Here is a 25,681-nt window from a genome sequence, read left to right as displayed (position 1 = left end):
CCCTAAAACTCAAAAAATGAAATCTATAAAAATATTTTGCCTTTTATGGTGTGTGGCATTTTATGCCAGCGCACAGATATCCTTGCCTATTGAACCTGTATTTCAGAAAGCCTATCAAAAGGAGACCAGAAATACGAACGGAAAGCCTGGTAAAAACTATTGGCAAAATACTTCAAAATACGATTTGAACGTAGATTTTAATCCTGTCAGCAGGTTTTTAAAAGGTAAGGTTCAGGTAACTTATACCAATAACAGTCCTGATACACTGAAGGAAATCTGGTTTAAGCTTTATCCAAATCTGTACAAAAAGGGAACGCCAAGAAAATCAAAACTGGCAGAATCTGATCTTGGTGACGGGGTTGCGATAGAAAAACTGGCAGCGAACGGAAAATCAATTACTGATTTTAAAATAGATGGAACCAACATGACCGTTAATGTCCCGTCTGTGCTGCCTGGCAAAACCATTAGCTTTAGTATTGATTATAGCTACACTTTAAATAAAGGCTCGCATATGCGTACAGGTCAGGTAGATGAGGGCTCACATTTTGTGGCTTACTTTTTTCCGCGCATTGCGGTTTATGATGATGTAGATGGCTGGAACAAATTCTCATATACCGGAGCTGAAGAGTTTTATAACGACTTCGACCAGTTTAATGCTTCGATTACGGTGCCGGGAGGGTATGGTGTTTGGGCAACCGGCGATTTGAAAAATCCTTCAGAGGTTTTCCAGAAAGATATTGTTTCGAGAATATTATCTGCAGAAAAAAACGATGCTGTAATTGATGTAATTACGGATAAAGACTTAGCCGGTAAAAAAGTAACACAACCTAATGCTTATAACACTTTTAAGTTCGAAGCTAAAAACGTGACCGATTTTGTATTTGCTTTGAGTGATCATTATTTATGGAAATCGAGCAGTTTAGTGGTTGATCCTAAAACGAAAAGAAGAACACGTGTTGATGCTGTTTTTAACCCGAAGCACAAAGATTATTACGAAGTGATCGATTTTGCCCGTAAAACGGTAGAATCAATGAGTTATACTTTCCCGAAATGGCCTTTCCCTTATAACCATGAAACCATATTTGATGGTTTAGATCAGATGGAATATCCAATGATGGTAAATGATAATCCGGTTGACAATCGCACAGATGCTATTACCTTAACTGACCATGAAATTTTTCATACCATGTTTCCGTTTTATATGGGCATCAACGAAACCAAGTATGGCTGGATGGATGAAGGCTGGGCCACCATAGGCGAGTGGTTGATTTCTCCGATGATTGATTCTACGATTGTTGATGAATACGGCGTTCAGCCTACTGCTTCCTCTTCAGGTGGGAAAGACGATACCCCCATTATGACCTTAACGCCTGATTTAAAAGGATCAGGATCATTTACCAACTCTTATCCTAAACCTGGTTTAGCTTATTTGTATGTAAAAGATTACCTGGGCGATGAATTGTTTACCAAAGCTTTACACACCTACATCCAAAACTGGAATGGCAAACACCCAATGCCCTACGATTTTTTTAATAGCATGAATGAAGGTAGTGGTAAAAATTTAAACTGGTTTTGGAAGGCCTGGTTTTTTGATGATGGTGTTACCGATATGGCTATAAGGGCAGTGGATAAAACTTCAGGCGGATACAGCGTTGTTGTGGAGAATAAAAGTGCTAAAGCCATGCCAGTTGATTTAACCTTAACTTATGAAGATGGTTCTGTTGAAAAGAATCACAGTACAATCGGCATTTGGGAAAAAGGCGACAAACAGGTTAAAATCAATATCACAACTACTAAAAAGTTAACTAAAGTAGTGATGGGAAATCCACATACACCAGATAAGGTTAAAAGTGATAATAGCTTTTCAGTGAATTAATAAGAGCTAAAAACAGGATAATAAGGTTGGTCGATCTTACCTTCATCACTAAAAATACGACATAACTCAGCATCTCTTAAAACCTTTTTAAGAGATGTTTTTTTATGATTGATATAAATCTTGTTTTGGGTTAATCTAACGCCATGGCTGTAATCAGCCCAGGTATTGGTGTGTTTGTTGTATACCGGCTGAATGGCCTTTCCATCTAATTTATGCCAACCATAAATGACTACCCTTGGTGTTGATTCCCCGTAAATCTTATTTGAAATAATAATATCTTTTTTATTACCTGCAGTAAGTTCTCCTGACTGATGATTAGCCATGACCGGCTTAAGCTGACTGAGTATAGAATCGGTGTGCGCAATAAAAACTGGTAAGCTTGTCATTGCTTTTGTAGGCGGTATAGGTTGGGGAGCCAGTTTTATTTTTGCTTCTTTATAAATCTGATCAACCAAAAGTTTGGTAGGTAATGAGCATTTGATTAGCCGGGCAACTTTCTGCGCTAAAATAGGCGTCATCGGAACATAAAAAAAATCGCTGCTGCTACCAATTGCAAAATAATCAGGCAATACGTAATAACGAACCTGATATGTTTTTTGATCACTTATTAAATCCATTTCGATTTTTACAAGTTTTCGTAAAAAATCAGGTACATTACCTTTTTTAATCTCCTTGAATATTATTTTTTCACGATTCATCAGGCTTAAGCTGCTATCACTGATGCTCAATGCAAATTCTTTTCCGCCTAAAGCATTTGGTTTTCTCTTATGGAGTTGAAGCTCTTGTGCATTCGCAAAAATGAAAGTAAAAGCCAATAAAAGAAATGCAGATAATCCTTTCATTTATTCAGGTTTAAGAAAATTGATATTTCTTTTTAGTCCGGTAAATTTGGTGCGCTTAACTGCCGATCCCTTAAAAACCCTTTTAAAAACATCATCTGTAATTTCGGTCAGGTCTTTTGCATTCAAATCCAGTAATCCTTCCGCGGGTTTAAAAGCTTCTTCATGGTGTGCTTTAGAGAAACGGTTCCAAGGGCAAACATCCTGACAGATATCGCAGCCAAACATCCAGTTGCTCATTTTATCTTTAAACTCATTTGGGATCTCATTTTTGAGCTCAATGGTGAGGTAGGATATACATTTCGTTCCATCTACCACCTGTGGCGCAATAATGGCATCAGTGGGGCAGGCATCCAAACAGCGGGTGCAACTTCCACAGTAGTCGGCCTGATAAGGATGATCGTAATCCAGTTCCAGATCAACAATCAGTTCGGCAAGGAAGAAAAAAGAACCATCGGTTTTGCTGATTAGATTAGAATTTTTACCGATCCATCCAATGCCTGATTTTTTGGCCCAGGCACGGTCTAAAACAGGAGCAGAGTCTACAAACGCCCTTCCGGAGACTTCTCCAATATTTTCTTCTATAAAATGAGTGAGTTCTTTTAGTTTATCTTTTATTACAGTATGGTAATCCTGTCCGTAAGCATATTTAGAAATTTTCGGCGCATTAGGATCTGACTGTTTTTCTTCGGTATAATAGTTTAGCGACAAGGAAATTACCGATTTGGCACCATCAACCAGTAATCTGGGATCGAGGCGTTTATCGAAATAATTTTCCATGTATTTCATTTCTCCATGCCGGTTCTGGTTCAGCCAGTTTTCCAATCTGGGTGCTTCTTCTTCCAGAAATTCAGCTTTGGAAATGCCACAGGCCATAAAGCCCAGGCGCAGGGCTTCATCTTTGATCAGCTGGCTATATTTTGCATAATTGTTGTACACCGATTTGCAAAGATAAGGCTTAAGATTTAAAACATTTTCATTAATCACTTGTTCTCCATACAGAAACTAAATTAATTGATTATGGTTCATCCAGCTTGGAGTAATAACCAGCGGGAGAGCTTTTAGAGTATTAGCCATGGAAAATATAGATCCACAACATACGGAATCAGGAGCAGCTCCGAAACCGATTGAAAAAGATTACGAAAGTCACAAAGAAGATCCGGGACCAGCAAAACCAGCCGTTACTGAAAAAGACGAAAACGGAGGTGGACAAGCCTTAAAATGGGTGTTACCACTGGCTGTAATTATTGGTCTGATTATATGGTTTGTGATGAGAAAATAATTAGCTTTAGATTAAAAATGAAAATGCCGGTACATTAATTTGACCGGCATTTTTTATGGGTATTTATTTTAACAATTTAACCTGATAAAGATCTTTCCGTCTGTCTTTTAACACCTTTACCGTTCCATAATGGTGCAGTTCGTCTAACAAATGCAAGTCAACATCGACCACCAACACCATTTCGGTATTTGGTGTGGCTTCAGCTTTGATGGCATTGGTTGGAAATGCGAAATCGGATGGCGTAAAAACTGCTGATTGGGCAAACTGGATGTCCATATTATTTACCTTAGGTAAATTGCCCACACAACCTGCAATGGCTACATAACATTCGTTTTCTATCGCCCGTGCCTGCGCGCAATGGCGAACGCGTGTATAACCATTTTGGGTATCGGTTAGGAATGGCACAAATAAAATCTGCATCCCCTGATCGGCATAAATGCGGCTCAATTCAGGGAACTCTACATCATAACAGATCAAAATGCCGACTTTACCACAATCGGTATCAAAAACCTGCACCTTATCGCCACCAATCATGCCATAATATTTTTGCTCGTTTGGTGTGATGTGGATTTTTCTATACTCATCTATTTTACCCGTGCGGTGACAAAGGTATGTGGCATTGTAAAGTTTACCATCCTCAATGAGCGGCATACTGCCCGTAATGATGTTGGTATTGTAGCTCAACGAATATTCATGCATTTTTTGTACAATCTCTTCCGTTTTTTCAGCAAGCTTGCGCATGGCTTCAATTTCTGGTAAGTGATTGTATGGTTGCAGCAGGGGGGTATTGAATAGCTCAGGGAACATCACAAAATCTGATTTGTAACCACTCAAAGCATCCACAAAAAATTCTACCTGCTCGTAAAACGCATCCATATTGGGGAATAAACGCATTTCCCATTGTACTAAACCTAAACGGATGGTCATTGCCGAACGGGCTGATGCATCAATACCCTGGTAATAAATGTTATTCCACTCGATTAAGGTGGCATATTCTTTCGATTCTTTATCGCCTGGTAAGTAATTCTTTAATACTTTTCTGACGTGAAAATCATTCGAAATCTGAAAAGTTAGCGTAGGATCGTAAATTTCTTTAGCTTTTACCTTGTCTATATATTGCCTCGGACTCAACTGCTCTGCGTATTGGTGATAACCAGGAATTCTACCACCGGCAATAATGCTTTTGAGGTTAAGGCTTTCGCAAAGTTCCTTTCTAGCCTCGTATAACCTTCTTCCTAAACGTAGTCCACGATAATCGGGGTGAACGAAAATTTCGATACCGTACAGGGTATCGCCATTAGGGTCGTGTGTAGTAAAAGAATAATCACCAGTAATTAATTTATAGGTGTGCCGATCGCCGTATTCATCGTATTCTACAATAATGGCGAGTGAGCAGGCTACCACTTTATCATCAACGGCGATACAAAGCTGTCCTTCGGGGAAAATATTTAAAAGTTTTGCAATACTTGATTTCGGCCAGATGGAACCACCCATACTGTCGTAGGCCTGTAGCATTGATTCTTTAAGATCGGCGTAATCTTCGAGCGTTAGTTTACGTAATTCAATATTCATACTGTTTGATTTGTACATTAATGAACACAGAAAGGACTTAAATGTTCAGATGGATTTTATTTTTTCGGCAGATCGTCATTGCGAACTGAAGAAGGAGGGCAGTGGGTTGTGTGAAGCAATCTATAAAAACAAGTCATTAGATTGCTTCGGCTCGCTTAATCCCTGCCTCGCAATGACGAAAAAACGTAGGGTTACACGAAACAATCTTACATTAAAACAACTTCCCCGTTTGCCCGGGATAATTCTTTTTTAAATGTTTGTAAGCGGCTTCGGTCACCTCGCGGCCGCGTGAAGTACGCATAATATAGCCTTCCTGGATTAAAAACGGTTCATAAACTTCTTCAATGGTGCCTTCATCTTCTCCAACGGCTGTGGCAATGGTTTTTAAACCGACGGGACCGCCTTTGAATTTATCGATAATGGTCACCAGAATCCTGTTATCCATTTCATCTAAACCATGCTCATCTACATTAAGTGCATTTAAGGCATAGCGGGCTATTTCCGTATCGATATTTCCGTTTCCTTTAATCTGTGCAAAATCTCTCGTTCTGCGTAAAAGTGCATTGGCAATACGGGGTGTGCCGCGACTACGGCGGGCAATTTCGTAAGCACCTTCATCACTGATTGGTGTTTTTAGGATGTCGGACGAGCGTAGCACAATTGTAGTAAGCAATTTGGCATCATAATAAGCCAAACGGGCGTTAATTCCGAAACGGGCCCTTAAAGGCGCAGTCAACAATCCCGAACGGGTTGTGGCTCCAACCAGTGTAAAAGGATTAAGCGATATCTGTACTGAACGGGCATTCGGGCCGGTCTCGAGCATAATATCGATTTTAAAATCCTCCATGGCAGAATACAAGTACTCTTCCACAAGAGGAGATAAACGGTGGATCTCATCAATAAAAAGGATATCACCTTCATCCAGACCAGTTAACAAACCAGCTAAATCGCCGGGTTTATCTAATACCGGACCAGAAGTTACTTTGATGCCAGTCGCCATTTCATTGGCAATGATATGAGAAAGGGTGGTTTTGCCTAATCCCGGAGGGCCGTGCAAAAGAACATGGTCTAAAGCCTCACCTCGGAGTTTTGCTGCCTGAACAAAAATTTTCAGGTTTTCCATCACTTTTTCCTGTCCCGTAAAATCTTCAAAAGCCTGTGGCCTTAAAACCCTTTCAATATCGCGATCGGTAGGGCTCAGGTTGCTTGCTTCAGGATCCAGATTCTCATTCATACAGCAAATATAAAATTAAATGCTAAAAAAATTAGGATTTTTTAAATTTATCAGCAACCATAAGATCTTTTGATCCCGCAGTGTATTTATAAAAACCTTCGCTGGTTTTAACACCTTTTTTACCTGCTGCAACCATATTTACCAATAACGGACAAGGTGCGTATTTAGGATTACCAAAACCATCGTTTAATACTTTTAAGATGGCCAAACAAACATCCAGACCAATAAAATCGGCTAATTGTAAGGGACCCATCGGGTGTGCCATTCCGAGTTTCATCACCGTATCGATTTCGTAAACACCTGCAACGCCTTCATATAAAGTATAAATGGCTTCGTTAATCATCGGCATTAAAATGCGGTTAGCCACAAAACCAGGATAATCATTTACCTCAACCGGAACTTTTTCCAAATTTTGAGATAACGTCATAATGGTACTGGTTGTTTCATCACTGGTGGCATAACCCCTGATTACTTCTACCAGTTTCATTACCGGAACGGGGTTCATGAAATGCATCCCGATTACCTTATCGCCCCTGTTGGTTACCGCTGCAATCTGGGTAATGGAAATAGAGGAGGTGTTGGAAGCGAGAATAGCATGTGCCGGAGCATAGTCATCTAAATCCCTGAAAATCTTCAGTTTTAAGTCTACATTTTCGGTAGCAGCCTCTACAATTAAATCAGCCTGCTGTACGCCATCCTTTGTTGAAGTATAGGTAGTAATGTTATTAAGCGTGGTCGCTTTCTGATCTGCTGTTAATGTTCCTTTGGCGACCTGTCTGTCTAGATTTTTGGTAATGGTTTGTATGGCCTTATCCAATGCATCCTGATTGATGTCGATCAGGTTGACTTGATAATTAAATTGCGCAAAGGTGTGGGCGATGCCATTTCCCATTGTGCCAGATCCTATAACTGCGATTTGTTTCATTTTTTAAGGGATTCTAAAAGGCGAATTTACAAGTAAACGATTAGTTAAAATAGAGATTTTGCCGGATAGCCAATCTCTATTTTTTTATAGACAACCTTATGGTGCCAACCTGGTTTTGGTCCAGATTCCTTTAACCTTTTCGAAATTTATTCTGTCGTGCAACCTGTTGCTTCTTCCTTGCCAAAACTCAATTCTGGTTGGTTTTACGATATAACCACCCCAGTGTGCAGGTTTAGCTACACCTTTATCGGCACTTTTAGCTTTTAATTCTTCAACTTTCTCTTCCAGATAAGCCCTGTTAGGAATAATCTGGCTTTGAGGAGAAGCTACCGCGCCAATCTGACTATCAACAGGTCTCGTATTGAAATATTCCTCTGAAGTTTCTTTGTCCAGTTTTTCTACCGTTCCTTCAATTCTAACCTGTCTTTCCAGTTCTGGCCAGAAAAATACCAACGCCGCATATGGATTTCGTTTCAGCTCTTTTCCTTTTGCACTCAGGTAATTGGTAAAGAACCTAAATCCATCTGTATCAACACCTTTAAGTAAAACGATACGGGCATCTGGCCTGCCAGCTTTATCGGCCGTCGCTAAGGTCATTACATTGGGTTCGTATAACTGGGCATCAACTGCGTGCTGAAACCACTTTTTAAACTGGATAACTGGGTCTTGATCAACGTCAGATTCGTCTAGCGAAGCGCTTTTGTAATCTTGGCGCAGGTTTTGTAGAAATTCATTTGTAACTTGCATTTAACAAAAATAGGCATCTTTTACGGTGTAACAAATGATTATCATCATGCTGAACAATATAAAACCAAAAACAGGCCGCTTGCTCATCTCAGAACCTTTTATGGCCGATCCGAATTTTAAAAGATCTGTGGTACTGTTAACCGAACATGGCGATGATGGCACTGTGGGGTATATCCTTAACCAGGTAGGAAATCTGATGCTGAACGATGTGATCCAAGATTTGTGGGATGCGAAAAATTACATTTACTTTGGCGGACCTGTGGCTGCAGATACCTTACATTTTATCCATAGGAGTTATGATAAATTACAGAGTGGCGAACCCATCGGGAATGGATTGTATTGGGGCGGGAATTTCGAAACCCTTAAAATCCTCCTAAATACCAACGCCATAAGCGCTGATGAAGTGAAATTTTTTATGGGCTATTCTGGTTGGGATAATGGACAGCTTGATCGCGAATTAGAGCAGAATGCCTGGATGGTGAGCGATATTTTTAATCCTGATCTCATTTTTAGTAACGATGATGAAAAGCTTTGGCGGGATGTAGTGGTAAACTTAGGCCCGAAATATGCACATATCAGTAATTTCCCTGCAGACCCGAGTTTGAACTAGTCAGTTTTCAGTTTGCAATTTTCAGTTAATAGTTAAGTAAATATGTGGTTTATTTAAAATAAAACGATAAATATTTATTGTTTTATTTTAAATAATATTTTATGTTTGTTTCGTATTTAAATTTATTAACTATGAAACTCTCAGAAAGTAAGGTAATTAAAGCGCTGAATGGTTTTGCCAGTTTTGCCTTGGTTTTATATATCATCATTTTAATCGTTTCTGTATTCAATTCTGGAGTGCCAAGTGCTACTAAAGGAATAAAATGGTACACTGTATTCAATGTAAAGGCAGAAAAAAAGGTTGAAAAGGGGACAGTCTCTGTTGACGACAGTTTAAATAATTGGTTTAATAGAGGATTCCTTGTAAGCGAAACAAAAATGTCATCAATATCTTTGCGTTTTAAATCTTATTCCGACTTATTTTCATTTTCGGCCATTATTTTTCAATTAGTTTATCTCTGCTATTTCTTGTGTATAGGCTTTTTAATCCTGCTAATTAAACGGTTTTTTAAATCACTTACCAAAGACGAGGTTTTTACCAGAAAAAATGTTTCAATTATAATATACAGCGGCGTGGTATTGATGTTATTACCCTTTTTACGATGGATGACACAAGAACTTTTAATTAATTGTATCAACAGATTAAAACTTAATGATTCGGGTTACGATATTAGTAATGGTGTAGGTTTTTTTGGGACCGAAACACTTATCGGACTGGTGTTATTGGCATTTGGCCTTGCTTTCAAAGTTGGCGTTGATATCAAACAAGAAAACGAATCATTCGTATAAACCTAAATTATGCCAATAATTATAAATTTAGATGTGATGCTGGCCAAACGAAAAATGTCGTTAACTGAGCTCTCAGAAAAGGTAGGTTTAACGATTGTAAACCTCTCCATATTAAAAACGGGTAAGGCAAAAGGTGTGAGGTTTGATACGCTGGAAGCGATTTGTAAAGTTTTAGATTGCAAACCAGGCGATATTATTGATATGGAATAAAAAGCAAGGGATGTAAGTTATATTAAGCCGTCATCTCGACTGAAGTGCAACGAAACGGAGAGATCTATCTGGAATATCTCTCTAGTTAGATTTCTCGACTCCGTTGCACTCCGCTCGAAATGACGAACTCTTGAGTTTAGTTATTGCCGTTTAGGACTCCAGACTATCTGCGCTTTCTTCAACTTTTTTTCTTAACTCATCTTTATAAGCCTGCATTTTAAGGGTTAAAGATTCATCAGCAGTAGCTAAAATCTGCGTAGCCAATAAACCAGCATTTTTAGCAGCGTTTAAAGCTACTGTAGCCACCGGAATGCCATTTGGCATTTGTAAGATAGATAAAATACTGTCCCAGCCATCAATAGAATTTGATGATTTAACCGGAACACCGATTACCGGTAATGTAGTAATAGAAGCGACCATGCCTGGCAAGTGAGCAGCACCACCGGCACCGGCTATAATTACCTTTAGGCCACGGCCTTGTGCTTCTTTAGCATAGTTAAACATACGTTCTGGCGTTCTGTGGGCAGAAACAACCGTAATCTCATAGTTTATTCCAAATTCTTTTAATACATCAGCAGCATCTTGCATAACAGGTAAATCTGATTTGCTTCCCATTATAATTCCTACCAATGCCCCTAAATCCCCTGAAGGAGACTTTGAATTTCCAGCGTTCATATATATCGTTTAATCTTTATTTATATTTTGTAGTGCTCTTTTAAGCATTTTGCATTTCCACCCTGCTTTTAGTTCCCCCTTCAGGAGGCTAGGGGGCTTATGCAATTACTTTTAATGTTTTTTGTACAAACCGTGCTTTTTCAATGGCTTTGTCCCTGTCAATATCTACTATGGTGACGTGTCCCATCTTGCGGAAAGGTTTAGTGTATTTTTTGCCGTATAAATGAACATAAACACCATCAATGCCTAATGTTTTCTCCAGATTTTCATATTTAGCTACCCCCTCAAAACCTTTTTCACCAAGAAGATTGATCATAATGGCATTGGTAATGCTGCTGGTGTCGCCTAGCGGTAAGTTATAAATAGATCGTAAATGTTGTTCGAACTGAGAAACATAATTGCCTTCTATGGTTTGATGACCGCTGTTGTGCGGGCGGGGAGCAACCTCGTTAACCAATAATTCGCCATCTTTACATACAAACATTTCTACCGCTAAAATTCCGGTAATGTTCATCGCCGAAGCAATATTTTTGGCAATGTTCTCGGCTTTTTGCTGTAAGCTTTCGGCAAAAGTAGATGGCGAAATCAGAAACTCCACCAAATTGGCTTCCGGATTGAATTCCATTTCTACCATTGGGAAAGTTTTTACATCACCATTGGCATTACGGGCAACAATTACCGCTACTTCTTTTTCGAAATCGACCAGTTTTTCAATAATACAAGGTGCATCAAAAGCTTTGTCCAGATCGGCAGCACTGTTGATTTTCATTACCCCCTTGCCATCGTAACCATCTTTCCGCAGTTTCAAAATATATGGAAAAGGGAAATTACTGTTTTCCATATCTTCCCTCGTATTTACAATCTGGAAAGGAGAGGTTGGGATATCGTTTTCTTTGAAAAACTGTTTCTGGACCCCTTTATCCTGGATTAAACGGATTACTCTCGATTGCGGGAACACTTTTTTACCTTCTTTTTCTAGTTGTTCAAGCGCATCGATATTTACTTTTTCAATTTCAATCGTAATGATGTCGGCTTTCTTTCCGAAGTTGTAAACGGTATCAAAATCGGTAATCGAGCCATTTTCGAAGTAATTGGAAATGTGTTTGCAGGGAGCATCAGGATCTGGGTCTAAAACTAATGTAGTTACATTGTAATTGATTGCTTGTTGAATGAGCATTCTGCCCAATTGTCCGCCACCTAAAATACCTAATTTTAATTCGCTAATCTGTTTTGCCATGCGCTTGAAAATAATGCTACTTTTGTGCAAAAGTAACCATAATAAATTTTATTGATGAATGCTGATGCAATAATTATTGGTGCAGGTGCTTGCGGATTGATGTGTGCGGTGCAGGCAGGCTATCTGGGTAAGAAAGTAATTGTGCTCGAAAAAAATGAAAAACCTGGTGCCAAAATTTTAATTTCAGGTGGAGGCCGCTGCAATTATACCAACCAATTTGCATCAGCTGAGCATTTTATATCGGCAAATCCACATTTTATCAAATCTGCCTTTACGCAGTGGACGGTTGATGATACCATTAGCTTTTTTGAAACTTATGGCATAACAGGTAAAGAAAAAACTTTAGGCCAATTATTTCCTGATGATAAAAATGCGAAAGATGTTGTTGAGGTTTTTACCTCCATTTGCGAAGATTTCGGACAGGAAATCAGGTGTAATGCCGATGTAAAGGGTATCGAAATATTGCCTGAAGGGTTTAAAGTAAGTTATGAGAAAAACGGAAAAACAATTGTTCTAACTGCAGAAAAACTGGTGATTACCACTGGTGGTTTACCCATTCCAAAAATGGGTGCAACCGACTTTGCCTTACGCTTTGCCAGAAAACACCACTTAAAAATCATTGAAACGGCTCCCGCTTTAGTTCCATTAACCATTACCGGAAAAGATGAAGAGTGGTTCGCACAGCTTTCGGGTAATTCTGTTTTTTGCGAAGTAAGCAATGATGAAATTTCGTTCGAAGAAAATATCCTCTTTACACATTGGGGATTAAGCGGCCCGGCTATTCTGCAGATTTCTTCTTTTTGGAGGAGGGGCGAGACGATTAATCTAAATCTGCTGCCACACCAGAATGTGCTTACCTTATTGGATGAGGAAAGAAAAAATAATGGTAAAACACTACTGTCGACATTGCTGAACAGGATTTATACCAAAAAGTTTACCGATGCATTAGGTAAGTTTTTGCCTTTAAGCAAGCCTGTGGCTGCATTAACAAAGGCTGAGATCGATTTAATTGAACAGACGGTCCACCATTTTAAAGTTAAACCTGCTGGCGATAAAGGTTATGATAAAGCGGAGGTAATGCGTGGTGGGATTGATACCAATGAGATATCTTCTAAAACTTTGGAGTGCAAAAAGATTCCAAACCTGTTTTTTGGTGGCGAATGTTTAGATGTTACTGGTTGGCTGGGCGGGTATAATTTTCAGTGGGCCTGGGCCAGTGGTTTTGTAATCGCACAAAATATTTAGTTTGTAAATATTAATTAAAGGTGGTCAATAATATTTTGAAAATGAGCGGCTGTAATACTTCGGATATTGCAGCCCTGCTATCCCTTCAAGTCCTCACTCATGCTTCGCTCCGGGCTTTTCGTTCTATCAGGTTTATTTAACCCGAAACAGTGGTTCTTCGGCGAAAGGCTAAGGGTATAAAACCTGTCCCTTAAAACTTATCATTAAATTTAGTAAATTTGATATGTTATGGAATCATTAAAAGATATTATATCAACTAACGCAGAGGTGTTAGGGGGGCTACCTGTTTTTGCAGGCACAAGAGTTCCCGTTGAAACCTTATTTTTCCATGTAGAGAAAGGAATCACTATCGATGAATTTTTAGAGGATTTTCCAAGTGTATCTAAGAAACAGGTAATTCGTGTGTTAGAAGTTGCGAACAAATTAATAACCTCAGGTCATATAGATAAAATGTATGAAATTGCTTCTTGATGAAAATCTTCCTAAAAGATTAAAAGAACATTTTATCGAACATGAAATTTATACTGTTAGAGACAAGGGATGGAATGGAGTTAAGAATGGTGAGTTGCTGAAGTTAATGATTGCTGATGACTTTCAGGTATTGATCACATTTGATAAAAATCTGCAATATCAACAGAATTTTGCAAAGTATACCTTACCTATCATTGTGTTAAATGCATTAGACAATACATATCTAACCCTAAAGGAATTGGTACCCCAAACCTTATTATTGTTAAAATCCAATCTAAAAGCAGGCGCTAACATAGTTACTTACAAATAAACATTCGGCATTACTTCCCATGCCCATGGTTTTTTAAAGGTTTTGAAAGTTCTGAGCTGCGAAAAATACAAAACTTCACTGGTTCTCCGGTTCGAAATATCCCGTCGGTGCAGATTACCTACGGTGGTAAATAACTCACGTGTTTTAAAATCGTAAACCCTTTCGGTCATGTCGCCACTGTTCTGGTTAAAGTACAGATTGATTGCGCTGGTTAAAAACCAGTCTTTATTTTCGAATTTAAAGGTATAACCCAATTCCCAGCGCCATTCAGAACCTCCCTGGAAACGCAAATAGAGTTGCTGGTCTTTAATGGCAATCTGCTGTAGCGGATCGCCCAGCTTTCCGCCTTCTTCTGAACGTAAAATGAAATCGTTGTTTTGTGTAGATAAGTTAAAAGCCCCGGTTGACTTATCTTTAAAAAAGATAGCCAGTATCCTCGGTTTTTGGGTCTCTTTTATAATGTCGGTATGGTTATCTCCATAAACACGTGTTTCATCTATTGTTTTATTACACTCAAAAACTACCGCTAAATCGTCTGAGGCATCGTTGTTTAAATCGCCATAAACCTGATCGATAACCGTCCAGTTGGCAGGAGTAAACTGTTCAACAGAAGCGCCTTGTGCTTTAATTTTAGGAAATACAAATGTTTTTTGCGCAAAGCTGATTTGCGCACAGAGCATCAGGATGTAAAAACAAAAAACTTTCATTCAGGTAGAAAACGTGTTGATGTAGGGTTAAAACGTTTGGATTGGTGTTTTAGTTTAAGATAGTTGCATATCTAGGTAAATTCGTCATGCTGAATTTATTTCAGCATCTTTTCTGCAGAATAGACCCTGAAATGAATTCAGGGTGACGACTCTATTAAAAATTCCCTTACTTTTGCAGAAAAAACAATTCCTTTTGAAAACCGAAATCTTTGCCATTACGCCGCCTTTTACCCAACTGAATACTCCATATCCAGCAACGGCGTATATAAAAGGTTTTCTGAATACTAAAAATATCAGTGCCACACAGGCAGATTTAGGTATTGAGGTCATTTTAGCGCTATTCTCAAAAAAAGGACTTCAAGATCTGTTTTGTCACACGGAGCCTAGTCGAAGTGCTGGCAATCAAAAAACAAAAAGCGACAATGCTAAACGCATTTTCGCTTTACAGGATGAATATTTAAAAACAATTGATGCGGTAATTGCCTTTTTACAAGGCAAGAATCCAACTTTGGCTTTGCAGATATGTAGCGACGATTTTCTTCCGCAAGCTTCGCGTTTTTCGCAATTAGAAGAGTTAGACTGGGCTTTTGGTGCGATGGGTACACAGGATAAAGCGAAACACCTGGCTACCCTTTATCTCGAAGATATATCTGATTACATTGTAGAATGTATTGATGAAAACTTTGGTTTCAGCCGTTATGCAGAGCGTTTGGGCAGAAGTGCAAATTCTTTTGATGAATTGTATGATGCTTTACTCAAAGAACCTACCTATATCGATCAGATCCTGATTTCGGTTTTAAAAGATAAAATTGAAACCGTTCAGCCTAAATTGTTTTTGATTTCTGTTCCGTTTCCAGGTAATTTATACAGTGCTTTCCGCTGTGCGCAATGGGTAAAGGCCAATTATCCGGAAATTAAAATTTCTATGGGTGGTGGTTTCCCCAACACCGAGTTAAGGTCTTTATCTGATGCAAGGGTTTTTGAATTTTTCGATTACATCACTTTAGATGACGGCGAATTGCCGATTGAACTTTTATACCATAATATTACACGTCCCGTTCCTGCTGAAGCCCATTTTTATAAAAGAACTTTTTTACTCGAAAATGGTCAGGTCGTTTACCGTAACGACGCTTTTAGAAATGATTACAAGCAGGCCGATGTGGGTACGCCTGATTACACAGGCTTATTATTGGATAAATACATTTCGGTAATTGAAATTGTAAATCCGATGCACCGCATGTGGAGCGATGGACGATGGAATAAACTCACCATGGCACATGGCTGCTACTGGGGGAAATGTACCTTCTGCGATATTTCATTAGATTATATTAAGGTTTACGAACCGGTTGCGGCTAAATTGATTGTAGACCGGATTGAAGACCTGTATGAAAAGACCGGGCAAAATGGTTTTCACTTCGTTGATGAAGCGGCACCACCTGCGTTAATGCGTGAGGTTGCTCTGGAAATCATCAGAAGAAAATTAGCGGTTACCTGGTGGACCAACATCCGTTTTGAAAAGAGCTTTACGCAAGATTTGTGTCTGTTATTAAAAGCATCAGGTTGTATTGCGGTTTCAGGTGGATTGGAAGTGGCCTCAGATCGTTTGTTGAAACTGATTGATAAGGGCGTAACGGTAGAACAGGTGGCTAAGGTTACCCGTAATTTTACCGAAGCAGGGATTATGGTGCATGCTTATCTGATGTATGGCTACCCCACCCAAACCGTACAGGAAACAATTGATAGTTTAGAGATGGTACGTCAGTTGTTTGAAGTTGGGATATTACAATCAGGCTTTTGGCATCAATTCGCCATGACTGCACATAGTCCGGTAGGCATGTATCCGGAAAAATTTGGTGTCGTAAAAGATACCGAAGTGATCGGAACTTTTGCCAATAACGACATCAACTATACCGATAATACAGGTATTGATCATAATAAATTCAGCTTTGGATTGAAAAAGTCACTCTTCAATTTTATGCATGGTATCTGTTTTGATTACGAACTGCAGGATTGGTTTGATTTTAAAATTCCTCGGACGAAAATTCCTGCCGATTTTATTGAAAAGGCTTTAAATGATGCCGATCAGTTCCATACCAAACCTACCGCAAAAGTTGTTTGGATAGGCGGAAAACCTTCTGCCGATTATTTTACCAAGTCGAAAAAAGGCAATAGCTGGGAAATGGCAGCACTCACTTTTCACGATAAAAAGGAATCGTTTACGGTTCAAACCAATAAAAAAGAAGGGGAGTGGTTAAGCGCTATTTTAAATAAAATTTCCATCTCGAATGAAAAGGTATTTACTTTTCAGGAGGTTAAAGCGGATTTTGAGAATGAAATGGAAAACTTTGAATTATTCTGGTATTCAAAAGCCATCAATACGCTCAGGGAATACGGCTTGTTGGTTTTATAAATTCTTACCATAAAATCGTCATTTCGAGCGAAGTGCAACGAAGTCGAGAACCACGTAATGCTCAGCGAAGCTAAATCTATCTAGATAGATCTCTCCATTCCGCTACACTGCAGTCGAGATGACGAATACTAATTAATAACTGGCATCAATACTACATCTTCATTTTAAAATGTGTCAGGAAATAAATGATGCAGATTAATACAATTGAATTTAAGATCAACAGCAACCAGGAAATAACTGATTTCCTATCTTTCATCACCGCTATAAAAGAAGTGATGTATGCCATAGCAATCAGCGCCAAAAACAAGTTTACGGTCTGGATGCCCAGAATGTAATATCCGCTGTACGAAAAAACCAGTGTGCTAAGGACCAGGAATACAACTGAGGCGGTAGTGTAAAGCTTATTCGGTTTCATATGGAGTGAATTTACTATAAAAGACATGAATTTGTATTTACATGTCTTTTATAGTGTAAAATATAGTTTAATCACAATGTGGAACAGTAAAAGTCCAGGTTTCTGAATCAGTAGCAGGAACAATATAACCGTTTCCTCTGGTATTTTCGAACCATAATTTACCCCTCAGCTTTTCTCTGGTTCCAACTTCATTTAAGGTTGCGCTATCATAAAGCCGCCCGTTGATCATCACATATTTGATTTTTTCCGAATTGCGGATATCATCTAAAGGATTGGCATCCATAATTACCATATCAGCCAGTTTACCCACTTCGAGCGAGCCAATTTCTTTGTTCATACCCAAATAGCTTGCGCCATTTAAGGTTGCTGCCCTAATGGCTTGCAGGGGCGTAAAACCGCCCTGAACAAACATCCATAATTCCCAGTGTGCACCTAAACCCTGAATCTGCCCGTGTGCACCAAGATTAACTTTCGTACCGCCATCAGCAATCTGTTTAGTGGCTTTGGCAATGTCGATATGGTTATAATCGCTGTACTCAGAAGTTGTTCTGCGTCTGGCTCTTGCATCAATAATAGAGCGTGGCGTATAGGTCATGAGTTTTTCGTTTTCCCAAACATTGGTTCTATCATACCAGTAATTTTCGCCCCACTGACCACCATAGGCCACAATTAGAGTAGGAGTATAACCAACTTCAGTATTGTTCCAGAGTGTGGTCACATCTTTATAAACCGGTAAAACAGGAATGCTGTGCTCAATTCCGGTATGCCCATCGGCAACCATATTCATGTTGGTGAAAAAGGTTGAGCCACCTTCAGGTACAACTTCCATATTTAACTGACGGGCTGCTTCTAAAATCTGCTGACGCTGCTCTCTGCGTGGTTGATTATACGATTTTACTGAAAAAGCTCCAACTGCTTTTAATCTGCGCAAATTGGCCAGCGCATCGTCCAGGCTATTAATTACAACTTTAAAATCGCCATCTGCACCATATAAAATACCACCGGTTGAATACACACGCGGACCAACCATTCTGCCGGCCTTAAGCATTTCGCTCTGGCTAAAAACCATTTCGGTATTGCTCGATGGATCGTGCGAAGTGGTTACGCCAAAAGCCAAATTAGCCATGTAACTCCAGTCACTCTGTGGTGTTATGCCATCCGGACTGGTACGTAAGTGAGCGTGAACATCAATAATACCCGGCATAATGGTTTTGCCATTTACATCAATTACTTTGGCATTGGCCGGAATGGTTACCGCATCTGCTTTTCCTATTGCCGTAATTTTATTTCCATCGGTAATAATGGTTCCATTTTCAATTACTTCATCGCCTTTCATCGAAATAATCCTAGCGCCTTTGAGTGCCACTATTCCGGTAGGGAGGTCAGACTTTAATACCAGATTGATGTCGATCGAAGATGCCTGAGTTTTAGGTGTGGTTCCATCAAAGTTGAAGGCATTATTTACATCAACTGTAAAGTATTTCGGTCCGAGGGTCCAATGCAGGCTTTTACTATCGGCGCTCCATTGAATATACGTTCCACCATCGGTAGTCACTTTTGTAACCGGAATGGCTTTATTGCCCGCTGATGCATCTTGTGCCGCACCAATATTGATCATCGGTGTGATGTACACGTTAAACAATTCGTTAAATGCCACCCATTTATTATCCGGACTAATAACGAACTGATTGGCATATTGAGAAGTAAAGTGTGTTCTTTCGTTTGCCCCGTTTAAATCGATACTTTTTAATGCTTTTTTACCATCAGCAAAACTCTGGAAATAAATGCGAGTATCGGTATTGTTAAACTGCGGACGGATTCCGTTATCCAAAATCAAAGTTTTAGCACCACCACTGGCTGGCATCATAAAAATACCTGTTCCTCGACCATAGTTATAACCTAAAACATCGTTGCCACTTCCTTTTCTAAAAACGATTTTATCACCTTTGGTTGAATATTGAGGAGAATAATAAAAACCTTTTTCATCAGTTAGCATAATGGTTTTTCCCGATTTTACATCCGTACGTTTTATTGCCCCCCGCAATTCATCGCTCCAGGTGGTATAAACAACGTATTTTCCGTCAGGACTAAAAGCAGGTTCAAATTCGAAATCCAATCCATTGGTTAGCCTTTCAGGTGTTCCAGCTGGTAATTCTTGCTTGTATAAGTATCCTGCGGCATTAAAAACAATTATTTTTCCGTCTGGTGAAGTGGTTAATTGTCTTAACATTTTGGCCGAAAACTCATTGCTGAAAACCTGTTGCTCAAAATGTAAGGCTTTTTGTACGGTTTGAATGGTGTTCGCTTGAAAAGGAATTGTGCTGTTGATTAAGGTTCCGATTTCTGTTTTTCTGATTTTTCCTTTTGCATAGAAAACAATGCTTTTGCTATCTGGAGTCCAGGCAAAATTTGGATAAACACCGAAAATTGCCCAGGTTTCCTGCTGATCATGAGATAAATCTTCATTTACCGGCCATTCTTCACCAGTTTTCAGGTTTTGTACATATAAAGTAGATTTCAACCTCACACGCTTTACAAAAGCGATTAAATTTCCATCAGGAGAAACCTGCGGACGGCAAGCGCCACCTTGCTCATTAATCAAAGTATTTAATTTTCCCGTTGTTAAGTCAAGCTGGCGGATGGCATAAATGGTTCCGTTGGGATCTTTGCTGTATTCAAAATTAGGACCAGGACTCACATCTTCACTAAAGTAAACATACTTGCCATCTGGCGAAACGTTGGGCTCGCCCGCGTCTTGCTGATCGTTTTTGCGTTTGGTTAACTGCACACCATCGCCACCGTTTATGTTGTACATCCACATTTCGCCGGCGCCTAAAGAACGACCTGCAGTAAAGTGTTTTCTTGCAATTACATATTCGCTATTTGGCATCCAGGTCGCATTATTCAATAACCTGAAATTTTCTTTGGTAACCTGTTTTTTGCCAGAACCATCACGGTTCATAATCCATATGTTATCGCCACCGCTTTTATCACTGGTATACGAAATGTATTTTCCGTTGGGACTAAAACGAGGCTGAACATCCCAGGCAGTACCGCCACTAATGAGTTTTGCAACCCCACCAGTAATTGGCATAACGTAAATATCGCCCAGTAAATCAAAAGCAATTTCCTGCCCGTCAGCACTAACATCAAGATTCATCCAGGTGCCTTCGTCGGTATTTAAGGTGAAGTTTTTTGTTGTGCCCTGGTATTTTTCAATGTCCCATTTTTTTTCCTGGGCATTTGAACTGAAGAATAATAAGGAAAGAGCGGATAGAAAATAGAGGTGTTTCATTATTTTGGGATGGTTATAATATTATTTGGGGATGGTTATAATATATGGGATAATTATTTAAACAATCGTGTATTTTTCTTTAGCGTAATTTTTTATCTGTTAGCCGGGTTTTATATTCGGCTATTAAAATAGGCTTGTATTTTGTATTCATAAGGTTCTGGAAGATTAAGGAATTCGAATTGTGCCCATTCGGAGCTTTTAATGCAGCATTTACAGTTTTTAAAGCAGCCGTTCGGGCATTTTTAATCAAACTAATCATATCTGCAAACTGCGTTTCTAACATGTACCTGTCTTATTGAGCAAAGTTAATAATCTTTTATAGATGATTTTTTCAATTTCTGGTAATAATAAATGGCGATTTTGGATTAAATGTATAGTTTTGATACCGCCGATTTATGACAGCAATAGAGATTTTACAAAAATATTGGGGACATCAAGCTTTTAGGCCATTACAGGAAGATATTATTTCCTCGGTTTTAGAAGGAAACGACAGTTTAGCCTTATTACCAACAGGTGGAGGTAAATCGATCTGCTTTCAGGTTCCCGCTTTGGTTAAAGAAGGCATTTGTATCGTTGTCTCGCCGTTAATAGCCCTGATGAAAGATCAAGTAGAGCACCTGAAATCAAAAGGGATTGAGGCCATTGCCATTTATGCTGGGATGGGTAAACGTGAAATTGATATCTTGCTGGATAACTGTATTTACGGAAAAATCAAATTTCTTTATTTATCTCCCGAGCGTTTATTGTCTGATTTAGTGCGGGTTCGTATTTCGTATATGAATGTAAACCTGATTGCGGTAGATGAAGCGCATTGTATTTCGCAATGGGGATACGATTTCCGTCCGCCTTACCAACAGCTTTCGAAGCTCCGCGAAATCTTGCCCAATGTTCCGGTTTTGGCACTTACTGCAACGGCTACTGCATTTGTGCGAAAAGATATTGTAGAAAAACTGGAAATGAAAGACCCCAAGGTTTTTGTTAAAAGTTTCGCAAGAGACAATTTAAGTTATGTGGTGTTCGGCAATGAAGATAAGTATAAAAAGCTGATTGATATTTGCAAGAATGTTAAGGGTACTGGTCTGGTGTATGTGCGTAACCGCAGGGAAACTGCCGAAGTATCGAATTTTATCAATAGAAACCAGATCAAAGCCGATTTTTATCATGCCGGATTGGAACGTGATACACGCTTCCTGAAACAGGAAGAATGGAAGAACAACAAAACCCGCATCATGGTGGCTACAAATGCTTTTGGGATGGGCATAGATAAGGCAGATGTTCGTTTTGTGGTGCATTTAGATTTACCCGAAAGTTTAGAGGCCTATTACCAGGAAGCAGGCAGGGCAGGGCGTGATGAAAAGCGAAGTTATGCCGTTCTTTTAGCCAATCAATCTGATGTTTTGGGACTGGAATCGAGATACCTCGATAGTTTTCCCAGTCCGGATGAAATCAGAAAAACCTATCATTACCTCGGCAATTATTTTCAATTGGCATTTGGCGCAGGTGAAGGTTTAACTTTTACTTTTGATATCGCTGATTTCTGTAAACGATTTAATATTAGTGTTTTAAAAACAATTTCAGCGCTGAAGTTTTTAGAACATGATGGTTATCTCACTTTATCTGAAAGTGTTTTTCTTCCATCGAGGATGATGTTTATTGCCAGTCATGAAGACATTTACCGCTTTCAGATTGAGAATAAGGCTTATGATGGCATTATAAAAACCATTCTACGCTCGCACGGTGGCGCATTCGACGGTTTTGTTAAAATTAATGAAGCCGATTTAGCCAAAAAAACCGGATTGTCGTATAAAGAGATTATCGCTCTGCTTAACAAATTACAAGCCATTGAATTACTTACGTATATTCAACAGACTGATCAGCCGCAATTGCAATACATTAGGCCGAGGGTAGATATGGACCATTTTGATCTGGATGTGAAATACCTGGAGCTAAGGAAGGAAATCCTGCATAAACAGATTAATGCTGTGGTAGGTTATGCTTCGTCTAACTTGTGCAGAAGTGTTCAATTGCTCAATTATTTTGATGAACATCATGCTACGAAATGTGGTGTTTGCGATGTTTGCCTTGCCGAAAAAAGAACCGAAAACCAGAGCCAGATAGGCGAAGCGCTTGAATTTGAGATTGTTTCTTTGCTGCAACAACAAGCACTAAGTCTTGATGATTTGGTTACCAATATTAAAAACGGTGCAGAAGCCGAAAGAATTGATGCCATTCGGGAATTATTAGATGCCGGTAAGATTAAATCTGATGGGAAGAAGTATTATCTTTAGATGTGAGATGTGAGATGTGAGATGTGAGATGTGAGATGTGAGATGTGAGATGTGAGATGTGAGATGTGAGATGTGAGAAAAATGCCAGTCAAGTTACCAATAAAGTATTAGTTTTGTAATGAACTATTTAATCGGTTTAATCAAATTAATCAACGCAATCACCTGCGAAGCAAAAAATAAATGATAGCAAAAAACAATAAGAAAACCATCCGTTCGTGGGCATTCTTCGATTGGGCAAACTCTGCCTATAACTTAGTCATCACCTCTACCATTTTTCCGGCTTATTATACCATTATTACCACCACTAAAGAGCATGGCGATAAAGTGGAGTTCTTTGGTCGGACCTATGTAAATACTTCGCTTTCCAATTACGCATTATCATTTGCGTACCTGATTATGGCTTTTGCTTTGCCGATGCTTTCATCCATTGCTGATAGAAGGGGGAATAAGAAATCGTTTATGAAATTCTTTACCTATGTTGGTGGAGCGGCCTGTATTGGTTTATACTTCTTTAAATTGGATACGCTCGAAATGAGTGTGATTTTGTTTGCCTTAGCCGCAATGGGTTATATCGGCGGCGTATTGTTTAGTAATTCGTACCTGCCAGAAATCGCGACAGAAGAACATCAGGATCGTGTGAGTGCACAAGGTTTTTCATATGGGTACATTGGTTCGGTTTTACTGCAACTGATTTGTTTTCTGTTTGTACTAAAACCAGAATGGTTTGGTATTACTGATGCCTCATTCCCGCCAAGATTATCTTTTTTATTGGTTGGGGTATGGTGGATCGGTTTCTCTCAGATTCCTTTTTCTGCACTTCCAAATGGAACGCCTCAGCACGATAAAGTAAAAACGAATATTCTTAAAGATGGCTTTAGTGAGCTATCTAAAGTCTGGGCACAAGTAAAAGAAATGAAGGTTTTAAAAGGATTTTTAGTTTCTTTCTTTTTCTACTCCATGGGGGTGCAAACCATTATGCTGGCAGCAGCAGGTTTCGCCGAAAAAACATTAAAACTAGGCACTGCAAAACTGATTGCCGTGATACTAATCATTCAGCTTGTGGCTATTCCAGGTGCTATGCTCATGTCGTATTTAGCCAAAAAAATCGGGAATATAAACGTGTTAATTATGGTGGTTGTGGTATGGGTTGGCTGTTGTGTTTTTGGTTATTACATTACTAACGAATATCAGTTTTATTCATTGGCCGCCATTGTAGGCTTAATTATGGGCGGAATCCAATCTTTATCGCGTTCTACTTATTCTAAATATTTACCGGTTGATACAAAAGACAGCACTTCATTTTTCAGTTTTTATGATGTAACGGAGAAACTGGCAATTGTAATTGGCCTTTTCAGTTTTGCTTACATTGAAGATTTAACCGGAAATATTCGCTACTCAATTATCGCTTTGGCATCATTTTTTATCGTTGGATTAGTTCTTTTAGTGCTTCTCAGAAAAAACGAACATAAAGAATCGCTAAAATTGTAAGTTTGCAGTCGTTAAGAATATTATGAAAGTAGAATTATTTGTGCCTTGTTTTGTAGATCAGCTCTATCCGGAAACCGCTTTTAATACGTTAAGGTTATTAGAAAAATCGGGATGTGACGTGACCTACAATTCAAAACAAACCTGTTGTGGGCAACCTGCGTATAATGCAGGTTATTGGGATGAGGCTAAGGAAGTAGGTACAAAATTTTTAAATGATTTTACCGAAAACACCTATGTGGTTGCACCATCGGCATCGTGTGTAGGCATGGTAAAAGGTGGCTTTAACGATCTGTTTACCAATACCATTGTGCACAATAAATGTCGTAGCCTGCAGTCAAATATTTGGGAACTTTCTGATTTTCTGATCAATGTGGCCAAAAGGGATTATTTCGGCGCAGAGTTAGAAGGAAAAGCTGTTTACCACGATTCGTGCAGTGCCTTACGCGAATGCAAAATCAAAGACGAACCACGCCAGTTGCTTTCGAAAGTTCATGGATTGGAAATGATCGAAATGGAGGATACCGATATGTGTTGTGGCTTTGGCGGAACCTTCGCGGTTAAGTTTGATGCGATTTCATCTGCAATGGCCGAGCAGAAAGTTAATCATGCCCTGGCACAGCAGGCAGATTATATCATTTCGACCGATTTATCTTGTTTACTCCATCTTCAGGGCTATATCGAAAAGAATAATTTACCCATCAAAACCATGCACATTGCTGATGTGCTTTGTAATGGTTGGTTAGAGAGTACGGAATATTAAGCCCTGGCCCTTAAAGGGGAGAAGATACTTTAAACCTATCAGGTTCTGAAACCTGATAGGTTTTTTTTAAAAAGAACCACAGTCTTTTGTTAAATAAACCCGACCGACAGCGTTTCCCGATAGCAGTCTGGTTTTAATTCATCAAGTTTTCTATCGGGATTAAGCAAAGGGCGGGACTGTGACAACAAAAGAACCACAGGCACTGCTTTTCTAATAAAAGGGATTGGATATTGTAATATTTAAATTACTTTGAGCGCAAATCTGCGTTTAAAGGATTTAAGCACAATCTTTAACACA

At 39.1% G+C, this 25,681-nt stretch carries 24 protein-coding genes; 12 read left to right on the top strand and 12 right to left on the bottom strand.

The features are described 5' to 3' along the window. Positions 1-16: 16 nt before the first annotated feature. Positions 17-1,876, top strand: a complete 1,860-nt coding sequence (locus AC07YT_RS02385; protein WP_086545977.1) for a M1 family metallopeptidase — start codon at positions 17-19, stop codon at positions 1,874-1,876. On the opposite strand, the gene AC07YT_RS02380 is transcribed toward AC07YT_RS02385, so the two are convergent. Continuing rightward, positions 1,873-2,718, bottom strand: coding sequence for a hypothetical protein (locus AC07YT_RS02380; RefSeq protein WP_086545978.1), 846 nt, complete (start codon positions 2,716-2,718; stop codon positions 1,873-1,875). The two genes, AC07YT_RS02385 and AC07YT_RS02380, sit on opposite strands and share 4 nt — an antisense overlap. Beyond that, on the bottom strand, positions 2,719-3,654 hold the full coding sequence (queG, locus tag AC07YT_RS02375; protein WP_086549299.1) for a tRNA epoxyqueuosine(34) reductase QueG: 936 nt from the start codon (positions 3,652-3,654) through the stop codon (positions 2,719-2,721). It abuts the gene before it with no gap. 136 nt (positions 3,655-3,790) lie between these two features. On the opposite strand from queG, the gene AC07YT_RS02370 reads away from it, so the two are divergent. Then, positions 3,791-3,997: a hypothetical protein gene (locus AC07YT_RS02370; RefSeq protein WP_086545979.1), complete on the top strand. Its 207-nt coding sequence runs from the start codon at positions 3,791-3,793 to the stop codon at positions 3,995-3,997. 63 nt (positions 3,998-4,060) lie between these two features. On the opposite strand, the gene AC07YT_RS02365 is transcribed toward AC07YT_RS02370, so the two are convergent. From AC07YT_RS02365 to pdxH, 4 genes are all read right to left on the bottom strand, one after another. Then, a complete protein-coding gene (locus AC07YT_RS02365; RefSeq protein ID WP_086549300.1) occupies positions 4,061-5,569 on the bottom strand; it encodes a bifunctional GNAT family N-acetyltransferase/carbon-nitrogen hydrolase family protein in 1,509 nt (502 codons plus the stop codon). Positions 5,570-5,780: 211 nt separating this feature from the next. Continuing rightward, positions 5,781-6,803, bottom strand: coding sequence for a Holliday junction branch migration DNA helicase RuvB (gene ruvB, locus AC07YT_RS02360; protein ID WP_029277907.1), 1,023 nt, complete (start codon positions 6,801-6,803; stop codon positions 5,781-5,783). 31 nt (positions 6,804-6,834) lie between these two features. Next, positions 6,835-7,728 carry a 3-hydroxyacyl-CoA dehydrogenase family protein gene (locus AC07YT_RS02355; protein WP_086545980.1) on the bottom strand — a complete coding sequence of 298 codons (894 nt, stop codon included), beginning with the start codon at positions 7,726-7,728 and terminating at the stop codon, positions 6,835-6,837. Positions 7,729-7,824: 96 nt separating this feature from the next. Further along, positions 7,825-8,475 (bottom strand): pyridoxamine 5'-phosphate oxidase, encoded by a 651-nt coding sequence (pdxH, locus tag AC07YT_RS02350; RefSeq protein WP_086545981.1) that lies wholly within the window; start codon positions 8,473-8,475, stop codon positions 7,825-7,827. Positions 8,476-8,521: 46 nt separating this feature from the next. On the opposite strand from pdxH, the gene AC07YT_RS02345 reads away from it, so the two are divergent. The 3 genes from AC07YT_RS02345 (at position 8,522) to AC07YT_RS02335 (ending at position 10,083) form a co-directional block, all read left to right on the top strand. After that, the gene (locus AC07YT_RS02345) at positions 8,522-9,085 is read left to right on the top strand and encodes a YqgE/AlgH family protein (protein WP_086549301.1); all 564 of its coding nucleotides are present in this window, start codon (positions 8,522-8,524) and stop codon (positions 9,083-9,085) included. 101 nt (positions 9,086-9,186) lie between these two features. Then, positions 9,187-9,873, top strand: coding sequence for a DUF2975 domain-containing protein (locus tag AC07YT_RS02340; RefSeq protein WP_086545982.1), 687 nt, complete (start codon positions 9,187-9,189; stop codon positions 9,871-9,873). Positions 9,874-9,882: 9 nt separating this feature from the next. Next, positions 9,883-10,083 (top strand): helix-turn-helix domain-containing protein, encoded by a 201-nt coding sequence (locus AC07YT_RS02335; RefSeq protein WP_086545983.1) that lies wholly within the window; start codon positions 9,883-9,885, stop codon positions 10,081-10,083. Between the two features lie 150 nt (positions 10,084-10,233). On the opposite strand, the gene purE is transcribed toward AC07YT_RS02335, so the two are convergent. Together purE and AC07YT_RS02325 are read right to left on the bottom strand one after the other, a co-directional pair. After that, positions 10,234-10,758, bottom strand: coding sequence for a 5-(carboxyamino)imidazole ribonucleotide mutase (gene purE / locus AC07YT_RS02330; RefSeq protein WP_086545984.1), 525 nt, complete (start codon positions 10,756-10,758; stop codon positions 10,234-10,236). Positions 10,759-10,855: 97 nt separating this feature from the next. Beyond that, complete coding sequence (locus AC07YT_RS02325; RefSeq protein ID WP_086545985.1) at positions 10,856-11,995, bottom strand: 5-(carboxyamino)imidazole ribonucleotide synthase; 1,140 nt, start codon at positions 11,993-11,995, stop codon at positions 10,856-10,858. A 54-nt stretch (positions 11,996-12,049) separates the two neighbouring features. Here AC07YT_RS02325 and AC07YT_RS02320 point away from each other — a divergent pair, with 54 nt between their 5' ends. The 3 genes from AC07YT_RS02320 (at position 12,050) to AC07YT_RS02310 (ending at position 14,021) form a co-directional block, all read left to right on the top strand. Further along, a complete protein-coding gene (locus tag AC07YT_RS02320; protein ID WP_086545986.1) occupies positions 12,050-13,240 on the top strand; it encodes a BaiN/RdsA family NAD(P)/FAD-dependent oxidoreductase in 1,191 nt (396 codons plus the stop codon). A gap of 228 nt (positions 13,241-13,468) precedes the next feature. After that, complete coding sequence (locus AC07YT_RS02315) at positions 13,469-13,711, top strand: DUF433 domain-containing protein (RefSeq protein ID WP_086545987.1); 243 nt, start codon at positions 13,469-13,471, stop codon at positions 13,709-13,711. Then, on the top strand, positions 13,695-14,021 hold the full coding sequence (locus tag AC07YT_RS02310; RefSeq protein ID WP_086545988.1) for a DUF5615 family PIN-like protein: 327 nt from the start codon (positions 13,695-13,697) through the stop codon (positions 14,019-14,021). Before AC07YT_RS02315 ends, AC07YT_RS02310 begins: the two co-directional genes overlap by 17 nt. Here the strand turns inward: AC07YT_RS02310 and AC07YT_RS02305 are convergent. Continuing rightward, positions 14,012-14,728: a hypothetical protein gene (locus AC07YT_RS02305; protein WP_086545989.1), complete on the bottom strand. Its 717-nt coding sequence runs from the start codon at positions 14,726-14,728 to the stop codon at positions 14,012-14,014. The genes AC07YT_RS02310 and AC07YT_RS02305 overlap by 10 nt on opposite strands. Positions 14,729-14,921: 193 nt before the next feature. Here AC07YT_RS02305 and AC07YT_RS02300 point away from each other — a divergent pair, with 193 nt between their 5' ends. Beyond that, positions 14,922-17,138: a B12-binding domain-containing radical SAM protein gene (locus tag AC07YT_RS02300; protein ID WP_086545990.1), complete on the top strand. Its 2,217-nt coding sequence runs from the start codon at positions 14,922-14,924 to the stop codon at positions 17,136-17,138. 151 nt (positions 17,139-17,289) lie between these two features. Here the strand turns inward: AC07YT_RS02300 and AC07YT_RS02295 are convergent, their stop codons facing one another. The 3 genes from AC07YT_RS02295 to AC07YT_RS02285 form a co-directional block, all read right to left on the bottom strand. Then, complete coding sequence (locus tag AC07YT_RS02295) at positions 17,290-17,553, bottom strand: hypothetical protein (protein WP_086545991.1); 264 nt, start codon at positions 17,551-17,553, stop codon at positions 17,290-17,292. A 67-nt stretch (positions 17,554-17,620) separates the two neighbouring features. Further along, positions 17,621-20,848 (bottom strand): amidohydrolase family protein, encoded by a 3,228-nt coding sequence (locus tag AC07YT_RS02290; RefSeq protein WP_494945150.1) that lies wholly within the window; start codon positions 20,846-20,848, stop codon positions 17,621-17,623. Between the two features lie 79 nt (positions 20,849-20,927). Then, the gene (locus tag AC07YT_RS02285) at positions 20,928-21,131 is read right to left on the bottom strand and encodes a hypothetical protein (protein ID WP_086545992.1); all 204 of its coding nucleotides are present in this window, start codon (positions 21,129-21,131) and stop codon (positions 20,928-20,930) included. A gap of 112 nt (positions 21,132-21,243) precedes the next feature. On the opposite strand from AC07YT_RS02285, the gene AC07YT_RS02280 reads away from it, so the two are divergent. The 3 genes from AC07YT_RS02280 to AC07YT_RS02270 all read left to right on the top strand — a co-directional run bounded on the left by AC07YT_RS02280 (position 21,244) and on the right by AC07YT_RS02270 (position 25,384). Beyond that, positions 21,244-23,136, top strand: coding sequence for a RecQ family ATP-dependent DNA helicase (locus AC07YT_RS02280; protein ID WP_086545993.1), 1,893 nt, complete (start codon positions 21,244-21,246; stop codon positions 23,134-23,136). 180 nt (positions 23,137-23,316) lie between these two features. Next, on the top strand, positions 23,317-24,624 hold the full coding sequence (locus tag AC07YT_RS02275) for an MFS transporter (RefSeq protein WP_086545994.1): 1,308 nt from the start codon (positions 23,317-23,319) through the stop codon (positions 24,622-24,624). A 22-nt stretch (positions 24,625-24,646) separates the two neighbouring features. Beyond that, the gene (locus AC07YT_RS02270) at positions 24,647-25,384 is read left to right on the top strand and encodes a (Fe-S)-binding protein (protein ID WP_086545995.1); all 738 of its coding nucleotides are present in this window, start codon (positions 24,647-24,649) and stop codon (positions 25,382-25,384) included. Positions 25,385-25,681: the final 297 nt, after the last annotated feature.

It is taken from the genome of Pedobacter sp. GW460-11-11-14-TSB4, assembly GCF_059423705.1.
The sequence above is the reverse complement of the archived record's forward strand: the minus strand, read 5'-3'. Positions and strand labels throughout refer to the sequence as shown.